The organism is Marinomonas mediterranea MMB-1, from assembly GCF_000192865.1.
Taxonomy (GTDB): domain Bacteria; phylum Pseudomonadota; class Gammaproteobacteria; order Pseudomonadales; family Marinomonadaceae; genus Marinomonas; species Marinomonas mediterranea.
The window spans coordinates 1055784-1065983 of the sequence record NC_015276.1 but is presented as its reverse complement, the minus strand read 5'-3'; the positions used below and the strand labels follow the sequence as shown (position 1 = coordinate 1065983).

Here is a 10200-nt window from a genome sequence, read left to right as displayed (position 1 = left end):
CGCAAAAAAGTCCTAGTCTTCAAATTCACTTAGTAACTGATCCATAAAGTCCAGCTCATCATCTTGTTGATCGTCAGTGCTTTCAGCGATTTGTCTCGCTAACGCTTCGATAGTGGGTTGCTCAAATAAGGATTGCAGCGCGAGACGCAAACCAAACTCAGCTTCGACCTTGCTGATCATTTGCATCGCTAATAGAGAATGTCCGCCCAGTGCAAAGAAGCTCTGCTCAGCGCTAGGAGACATCCCGAGTAAGGCTTCCCAAATCTCGGCCAAACGCACTTCAATATCACCACTTGGTGCACGACCTGAGTCTTGTGATGGATTCGAATTTAATCCGATCTCTGACGCGTGCGCTGCCAACCGTTTTCGATCAATTTTCCCGTTACTATTAAGAACAAAGGTGTCGAGAATCACGCACTGGTAAGGCACCATATAAGCGGGTAATTCGTTCTCTAAACAGCGACGTAAATTGGCATTTAGCGAAGCATGATCGCGACTTGCGTCAACTTGAACGAAGGCAACAAGCCGCTGTTTATCATCAGCGACCACCACAACTTCAACGATGCCTTCTTGGCGACGCAGCGCCGTTTCAATTTCACCCAGTTCAATACGGAAGCCACGAATCTTAATTTGGAAATCGCTGCGGCCAATGTATTCCAACACGCCATCAGAGCGACGTCGGGCAAGGTCTCCCGTTTTGTATAAGCGTGACCCGTCCTGACGAAATGGATCTGGAATAAACGCACTGGCCGTTAAATCCGGCGCATCTTGATAGCCACGAGTCACGCCTTCTCCAGCAATATACAGCTCCCCCGTTGCGCCCAGTGGAACAGGCTGCCATTGCTCATCCAACAGGTAACAGCGATTGTTTAAAATAGGCGATCCAATTGCTGCAACACCTTCCAGAGTGACTTCACTTTCGTCCAGAATATGCGCCGTTGACCATACAGTCGTTTCCGTAGGGCCATACGCATTGAGCAATTGCACTCCATTCTCAACCAAGTGTTTTGCGACATGCGTCGGTACCGCTTCTCCTCCGATAACGCCTTTCAAGGAAGGCCAATCACTTGCTTGACGAGTCAAGAGCATCTGCCAACTGGCGGGAGTCGCTTGAAATACAGTGGACTGACGCAGCAGCTCAAATAACTCGCCTGCATCTAGCGACTGTTGTTTGTCTGCTAATATCAAAGTTGCGCCGTGCAACAACGGCAGATAAATTTCCAACACGCTCATATCAAATGATGTGGTGGTGACTGACAACCAACGATCAGTCGAATCGATGGCAATCTTGTGATCCATCGCATAAAGAAAGTTCGCCAAGTTTCCACGGTTAACAGCAACGCCTTTCGGCTTCCCTGTCGAGCCAGACGTATAGATAAGATAAGCAAGCTGCGCAAAATGAATGATAGGTTGCGGGTTATCAATGCGATTGAAGAGTGACAGTCCTGCTTCCTCGCTCAGTTCAGCTTGCTCGCTCGATTTAGCTTGCTCACATATGACACTTGGCAAAACATCCAAAAGCAAACATTCAAACAACCCTGTCACACGCTCGCTTACATGCGATTCAGTAATCAAGAGCTGTGGCTGAGCATGCTGACAGATGTAATTCAATCGATCGGCGGGCTGCGCTGGGTCAAGTGGAATATAGGCCGCCCCCGCTTTTAATACCGCCAGGTGGGCAATCATCATACGTGGTCCACGATCCAGTAAGATCGCGACTTTGTGTTCCGCCGTCATGCCCTTTTGTCTTAAATAATGCGCTAGGCGATTCACTTCCTCATTAAGAGAGAAATAGCTCAATGATTGATCAAGATAACGAATCGCTTCGGCATCAGGCGTCTGTAGAACCTGCTGTTCAAAGCGATGGATCAAATCATACTCAGCCTTCAACTCTGCCTCTGTCGCATTAAAAGCGGCATCGAGTGCATAATCCGTCGCATCGAGCATATCCAGCTGACACAAACGCTTCTCTGGCATTTGCAGCATGTCTTTTAGCAAGCTCACATAATGGCGAGCGTAACGAGCAACAGTGTCTTCTACAAACAGCTCACTGCTGTATTCCAGCACACAGAACCATGCCTGTTCAGCTTGCTCAATTTGCATTCCTATTTCGCTTAGAGTGGTTCCTTCATCCAAATTAATACGCTCGATTGAAAGGCCTCCAAACTGAGTATTCGCATCCAATTGAATTAAGTTAAACAACGTCTGGAACAACGGCGCTCGACCATTATCTCGCGGTAACTCCAATGATTCGACCAGTTGCTCGAATGGCAGATCTTGATGCTGCTGCGCTTCAGTGAGCGTTTGTTGCAACAACATCCAGTTGTCCGCCACGCAGGCCTGCAAACCTAGAGGTGCTTTAATCACCTGCGTGGACGCAAAATAACCAATTATCTTGCCACTGTGGGCAAGATGGCGATTCGCAACCGGAACCCCAACGTGAATATCGTGCTGACCGCTGTAACGAGAGAGCAAGAGCTGCCATGCGCTTAGCAAAGGCACAAATGCCGTCATTTGACGCTCAGCACTGACATTTTTCAGTTGAGCAACCACACTTTCGGGTAATTGAAAACGGTAACGCTGCCCACGATTACTAAGCTGCTTGGGGCGCGGTAACTCTGTCGGTAGATCCAGTAAAGGCGGCTCACCGGCCAACTTGGTTTTCCAATAAGACAACTGCTGCTCGAGCGTCTGGCGAGTGTCATCACTCTGCCACCAGCGAGCATAATCCGTAAACTGATAAGGCAAATCCGAGGCTATAAAATCAGAAGCCGTAAGCTTAGAGCGATCTGACGATAACGCAGTACGATATAAAGCCTGCAATTCGTCGAAGAAAATACGTAACGACCAACCATCCGCGATCAAGTGATGCATGCTCAGCTGCAAGATTTGCTGATTATTTAACTGCTTAGCGTCTAAGTGCTGAGCCTCTACTTGCTGACGATCTAATTCAGAGAGGTCTAAATCAACTGACGTTGCACTTTTCGCTGATAACAAATCGACACGCCAAGGCGCAGACTGCTCAGGTACAAAGGGCTGATCCGCTAACCCCCTCAAAGTCTTTATCAATGATGCGTCATGACATTCCGCCAACAGATCAGCGTCCAGTTCATGTTGCATCAATGGAACGCGTTCTAGCGTAATATCCGCATCAGGCAAGACTCGCTGAAGTAGCTCTCCGTCTTGTTCAACAAAAACCGTACGCAAGCTCTGTTGGCGCAGAGTCAACGCATATAAAGCCTGTCGCAATGCCTGAACATCCAGCTGCCCGTTGACACGTAAGGATAGAGTCAGTTGATACGCTCGACTCGCACCACTGAATTTTTCAAGGAACCACAAACGTTTCTGTGTGGCATGCATCGGCGCAAGGCGATTATCAGCTTCAGCTGCGCTTTGAACAGGAATCACCAGCGGAGGCTGAACATGCAGCTCGACTTCGCCTGCCAACGCCATCACCGTTGGCGCTTCGAAGACGCTGCGTAGCGGCAGATCGACTTCAAATTCTTCTGCTAAGGTCGCAACAATACGCGCCGCCAGCAAGGAATGACCACCGAGAGCAAAAAAGTTATCTTCACGAGCAATTGAAACGGACTCCTCTATTGGCAGAACCTCTCGCCAAATAGCCGCAATGCGTTTTTCCCATAGGGATTGAGGCGCCGTCCGTTTGTCCGAATCCAGACCGCTTACAAGCTCGGTTAATGGCATATTTTGCAGTGCTTTTCGATCAACCTTACCATTGGCGTTTTGAGGAAAACGCTCAACCCATTGCCAGAAGGTAGGCACCATATACTCAGGCAAACTCGACGCAAGGTGACGGCGCAAACGTTCAATATCACGCAGCTCACCACTCCAATAAGCCACTAGTCGCGCTTGATCACCCTGACCTTGTAGCAGAACCGCTGCGTTATCGACCCCTTCCAATTGAGGAAGAAGTGCTTCGATCTCACCCAACTCAATTCTAAATCCACGTAACTTCACTTGGAAATCGTTACGCCCAACGTAATCCAATGTGCCATCGGTACGACGACGCACTAAATCGCCAGTTTTATAAAGACGTTCGTAGACTTGTTGACCATCAAGAAGCGAAAGATGCTTATGCGTAATAAAGGCATTCGCGGTTAACTCTGGCGCTCGATGATACCCCAAACCAACGCCATCACCGCTTAGATACAACTCTCCTGTTACGCCTTGTGGTACAGGGCGCATGGCACGGTCTAATACATGTGCTCTCAGGCCCATCACCGCTTTACCAATAGGTAATGCCGCACTGCTGTGCGCGACGTTGGCGGACTGAGAAGGCTGGCAATCCCGTTCTGTAACAGGATGGAACGTCGAATAGACGGTTACTTCTGTCGGACCGTAACCGTTCATCAAGGTTGCGCCGCGCGCTAGAATTTGTCGTCCTAACTCGGCACTTAACGCTTCTCCACCAGCAATAGCCGTTACGCCATCCAATGACCGTTGAGAACGAGCTAATAGCATCGTCCAAGTTGCCGGAGTGGCCTGCATCAAACTAACGGATTTAACATTGTCAGGATGGTCAAGTAACTGATCTAACCGACGCGGGTCTTTAGCCTGTTCACTGGAGGCGACTAAAATACTGGCGCCCTGTGTCAATGGGTACAGCAACTCGACCACTGAAATATCAAAGCAGTATGTCGTCAGCGACAACACCTGATCCTTGTGGGTTAATGGAATTCGAGCCGATAGATCACGGCATAAATGCGCGACATTATGGTGGGTAATCTCGACACCTTTTGGACGTCCTGTCGAGCCAGAGGTATAAAGGATATAAGCTAACGAATCGGGATGAACACCATCGAGTCCTTCGTTATCTGTCTGATCATTATCTGCCTGATCGTAAGCCTGTCGATCGGAGGCGACATCAACATCAGAATGCTCTAACGAACATAAATCCACTGCAACGCACACTAAATCAGGTTGCAGCGCTTCAATCTCAGATTGATGATGAGAATGCAGCAAACAAACAGTGGGCGAGGCATGCGATAACACGTAGCCTTTGCGCTCATCCGGCCAGCTCGGCTCAATTGGCACATAGGCCGATCCGCATTTCAACACAGCCAACATGCACACAGGCATGCTGTAAGTTCGTTCGATGCAAAGCGCAACTCGATCTCCGCGCTTAAGGCCCGCGTGACGCAATAGGCCCGCTAAGCGGTCACTTTGTGCGTTTAACTGGGCATAAGTCAGACAAATATTTGCAGATAAATCAACATCTACGCCATTTGTTTGAACCGCAAGTGCGCTTGGCTGCTCCGCGACACGGTCGGCAAACAGACTTAATACTTGTCTTGCCTCAGGAACACGTTCAACCGTCGATTTTTCTTGCCAAAGAGTAATGTCAGACAATTTTGCCTGCGGATGATCCAGCATCCAATTCAAGAGATGTTCGTAATCCTGCGCCATTCGCATCACCGTATCGGCCGCAAACAACTCAGCACTGTATTCGAAGCTCAAATTGAAGCGTCCATCATCGGCTTGAACGTCCAATTTAAAATCGCACAAGGCCGTATCCGGTCGATTATCAATTGCTTCGACCGTGAGCCCAGTCAGAGTCATCTGATCCAGTGCTTTTCCAGAAAGATAATTAAACATGGACTGGAATAAAGGGTTGTAGCTCATTTGGCGATCGACGCCCAGTTGATCAATCAAATAGTCAAATGGCAAATCTTGATTAGCTTGTGCTTGAGTGGCTTGTTTTGCGACTGCGTTGATCAAATCCGTGACTGTCTGCTCAGGCGTTAAGTCCGCTCGGTGCACCAAGGTATTGATAAAACAGCCCATTAAGTTTTGCGTATCCGCATGATGGCGATTCGCGACTGGAACACCAATCAAAATATCTTGTTGATCACTGTAGAAACCAAGCAGTAACTGAAAGGCTGCCATGGTCGACGCAAAATGGCTGCGTCCCGCTACTCGGTCAAAGGCGACTAACTTTTTCGCCAACACCTCAGACATGCTCGTAACGTAGCGTTGACCCGCACCGCTCGGCTTTTCTGGGCGAGGATAGTCCGAGCTCAATTCTAAGACTGGGAGCTCGGCGTGAGATTGAGTATCGTCGCCTTGCGGTTGTAATACGCCTAACCAATACGCCAGTTGATCGTCTAAATGACCTTCTTCCATTAACGCTTGTTGCCAAATAGCAAAGTCTGAATACTGTAATCTCGACTCAGAAACTTGGTCTGTTGGCTCAACTGATTCTGCGGCACAAAGGCGCTCATACGCCGTACAAAACTCATCAACAAATAGGCGCAATGACCAGGCGTCGGCAATAATATGGTGGCAATTGAATGTGAGTACCTGTTCGTGATCACGACCTTCGCATTCAAATAAATGAACCCGTAGCAAAGGGCCGCTGTCCAATGCAAAAGGCTGCATGGCATCGGCTTTCAAGGCATTAGATAGCGCTTGTTCAGGTGAAGCCTCGTGTTCAAGTGAAGCATTCTGCTCGACTGACGTTAAACGAGTCGTCCGAATTGATAAATCACAGTGAGGAGACACCACTTGCACTGGCGCCCCCTGCTCGATCACAAAGTGCGTCCTCAAAATATCGTGCTTTGCGACGACCATGTTCAACGCCCGCTCTGCGATTTCAAGATCTAAGCCTTTCTCCTTACCTGTGGCCCGAATACGAATCGCCGCTGGTAAATTATAGGCCGCGCTGTGTGGTTCAAGTTGCTGTAAAAACCACATTCTCTGCTGCGACCAAGAAAGCGGCGCACGCTTATCACCGTTTGCTTGCACTTGGATTTGCTCGGCGGGTTTAATCGGCGGTAATGTGTTCTGAGGCTCGTGATCTGCCAACCAAGTAGACAGTAAAGCAATCGTCGGACATTCGAAGATAGCACGAAGTGGGACGTCGCGCTGTAACTCGCGTGTCAGTTGGCCAGCCATTTGAGTCGCCAATAACGAGTGACCACCCAATTCAAAGAAATTATCCTGAACGCCCACACGCTCTAGGCCCAAAAGCGCTTGCCATATTTCGCTTAACGTATGCTCTATCGGTGTCGACGGCGCAATATAGTTTGCTTCTTGCTGCTGACTAAAATCAACGTCTGGCAATTGTTTTCGATCTACTTTGCCGTTGTTGTTTCTAGGTAACTTCGGCATCGCCACAAATGTGTTGGGCACCATATAGTCTGGCAACCCTTGCGCAACAAACTCCCGTAACGGCCCCCAATTATCGCTGGATAAACCGCCTTGAGTCTCAACACTCAATCTTTCACCCGCGATATAAGCCACCAGAACCTTACCACGCTGTGGATCGCTGACAGCCAACAAGACAACCTCATCAATCTCAGTGTGCTGCACTAAACGAGACTCAATTTCTCCCAACTCAATCCGATACCCTCGCACCTTGACCTGATAATCGACCCGTCCAACGTACTGCAAATGACCATCGGGCAAGTAACGGGCAAGGTCTCCAGTACGGTATAAACGCTCACCTTTATTTATTGATGAGTCCGAGAATGGATTCGGTAGAAAAACGCCTGCGGTTCGTTCAGGTTCATTCAAATAGCCACGCCCAACGCCCGTTCCAGCAACATAAATCTCACCAATCGCCCCAATTGGCATAGGCTCTAATTCAGGACTAAGAAGGTATAGACGGTTATTTGCCGTCGCAGAGCCAATCGGCACATGACGAACATCATCACCCAAGCGCTCTAAAATAGGGTAAAACGCCACATCATCCGAACACTCGGCAGGCCCATAGGCGTTCATCAACGGAATCGTTGAATAGCGCTCAGACCATTGCTGAGCAAGCACGGGCGGTAACGCCTCACCCGTCGGCAGCACCCAGCGTAAGCGGGTAAAAGAAGTACGATACGCGAGCATGCCTTGTATTAGAGCGGGAACCGGCTCCAAGACAGTTATTTCGCGACGCTCAACCGCTTCCACAAGCTTGGCTGGATCTTGGCTAATAGCATCGGGCAAGATTTCGACGCGAGCCCCTAATATCGGCGCAATCAAGAATTGCCACACGGAAATATCGAAACATTGAGAGGCGGTTTGAGCAATGACATCCTGATGGCTCAACTGCAAGGGGGCAAATTTACCCAGCATGTTGTTTAGCATGCCATCTCGCGTCACCATCGCGCCTTTTGGCGTCCCAGTAGAACCCGATGTGAAGATCACATAACCTAGGTTTTGACCTGAAACATCGACAGCAGGTGGACGATCCTCGACGACATCAATGTCGTTAACAAAGAATGCATCCGCAGAACTCACAACTTCTAATTCAGGAATACAATCATCGTGAATATCTAGTGACCTGTTTTTTGATAGAGCGTCTTTTGATAGAACGCCTTTTGATAAAACGTCGTCTGACAAAACCTCTAAAGCATCCCGCGCTAAGGACTCAAAGCCCTCACCAACTAACACCCGTCGCGTTTGGCTTTGTTTTAATACCTGAGCGAGACGCAGCGGAGGATGACTCGGATCCAGAGGTAAATAAGCGGCTCCCGATTTCAGTACGGCCAATATCATGACCAAGAAGTCGCTACTGCGCTCATCTAACAACGCCACAATACTGTCGACCGTAACCCCCTGCTGAACTAAGCGATGCGCGAGTCTGCTGGATCGTTGGTCGAGCGCTTTATAAGTCAACGCATTCGTTCCATCGTTTACGACCACCTTGTTCGGCGCTGCAGCGACTTGAGTATAAAAACGCTCAAGATAGTTCTCATCTAACGCCAACTCTGGACCTTGTGCCCATTGTTTTTGCTGTAGGCTCTCAGACGGATGCAACATGGATAGACGATCAAGTGTTGTATTGACTCCTTGTCCTTTATCCAGCGCTTCATCCAACTCTGCCATAGATTGCAGCAGCGTTTGAAAGTGCGTCAGCATCGTCCGCACCGCAGCATGAGAAAAGTCGTGACCTTGATAGGTCAATTGCAAATGCAACGATTCGCCCGGAATAATAACCACGGTAATCGGGTAGTTCGTATGCGTTCGGTTTGTCGCATCTTGAACAATAAATTCGAGATTCTCCTGACTCAGGCCAGCATCCATTGGGGCGTTCTCAAATACAAATAAGCTTTGGAACAAGTCTTGCCCTTCGACATCACTCCATTGCTGAATGTCGGCCAATGAGCTGGTTTCATGTTCGCGCAACGCTAAATTCTCTCGTTGCAACGAACGCAACCAATCCCCTAAAGAATCCGTCGGATTCACTCGCCAGCGTAAAGGCAATGTATTGATAAATAAGCCAACAATCGATTCCATCCCAGCCATATGGGTAGGACGCCCCGCGACGGTGACACCAAACAACACATCTTGCTCACCACTATAACGACTCAATAGCAGCGACCAAGCTCCCTGCAGCAAGGTGTTAAGGGTCACCTTATGATGTGCCGCTAAAGCTTGCAGCTTCTTTGTTTCCGCTTTATCTAAGTGACTCACCACATCAACGACGGGGTCGGCATCTGGAAATTGATTCGGTTGGCGTATGCCCAGTGAAGTGGGCGTATCGAAACCAGCTAAACGCTCAGTCCAAAAACCCTTATGTGCGTCAGCAGGTTGTTGACGCAGCCAGCGAATGAAATCTCTATATGGCCTTGGCTTCTCAAGCTCTAGACTCTCCCCTTTGGCAAACGCGCGATAGAATGCGAGGAAGTCCATCATGATCAAAGAGAAACACCAAGCATCCATAAGAATGTGATGATAGCTACGTACAAACTGATAACGCTGCTCACCGAGGCGAATCAAGCGAACTCGCATTATCGGGGCCTTATTGAACGCTAATTCTTGGCGGCGCTCTTCTGCCAGCATGCGCTCAAGCTCTCGCTTTTGCGTCTCTTCATCCATTGTTCGCCAGTCCAACAACTCAACGGGAAGATCAACCTGTTTATAGACAACTTGCAATGGTCGTCTTTGCTGCTTCCAAACAAATGCAGTACGCAATAATTCATGCCGATCAACAACGGCATTCCAAGCTTTCTGGAATGCCGTTGTATCTAATGCTTCCATCTCCATGACATGGCGATATTGCAAAAGATACATCCCTTGTTGTGGGTTCATCAAAGTATGAAAAAGAAGACCTTCTTGCATCGGCGCAAGCGGGTAAATCGACTCGATGTTATTCGAAACAGCTTTCATAGAAGGTGTTTCGGTAGGTGATGTATCGATAGATAGTGTCGTTAAATTTGTCATCAGTAATCTCTTAAGCACACCTGC

The 10200-nt window shown here is 48.8% G+C and carries 1 protein-coding gene; it reads right to left on the bottom strand.

The window, feature by feature from the left end; translation table 11 throughout:
- Window positions 1-12: 12 nt before the first annotated feature.
- Window positions 13-10176: a non-ribosomal peptide synthetase gene (locus MARME_RS04840; protein ID WP_013660136.1), complete on the bottom strand. Its 10164-nt coding sequence runs from the start codon at window positions 10174-10176 to the stop codon at window positions 13-15.
- Between the last annotated feature and the right edge of the window lie 24 nt (window positions 10177-10200).